Here is a 253-nt window from a genome sequence, read left to right on the forward strand (position 1 = left end):
CTGGTGCGGGTCCTTGAAAGCCCATGTGGTTGAGCCCGGGCAACCGCATCTGGTTAGCGACAACACCCGTAGATATGCGTTTGGGTTTTGATGGTCTGGCGGCCAAGGTTCAGGGGGTGCTGGCTGTCGATCCTTTTTGCGGTCATGCTTTTGTCTTTCGCAACCGCCGGGGAGATCGCCTGAAATTGTTGCTGTGGGATGGCCTCGGTTTCTGGCTGTTGTATCGCCGCCTGGATCAGGGGCGACTGCATTG

The 253-nt window shown here is 57.7% G+C and carries 1 protein-coding gene; it reads left to right on the forward strand.

Annotated features, from left to right (window positions below; all coding sequences use genetic code 11):
* Positions 1-23 precede the first annotated feature (23 nt).
* Positions 24-253 (forward strand): IS66 family insertion sequence element accessory protein TnpB (gene tnpB / locus HJG40_RS15645; RefSeq protein WP_215864930.1); only part of this gene is annotated, 230 nt, incomplete at its 3' end.

The organism is Acidithiobacillus concretivorus, from assembly GCF_018853445.1.
Classification (GTDB): Bacteria; Pseudomonadota; Gammaproteobacteria; order Acidithiobacillales; family Acidithiobacillaceae; genus Acidithiobacillus; species Acidithiobacillus concretivorus.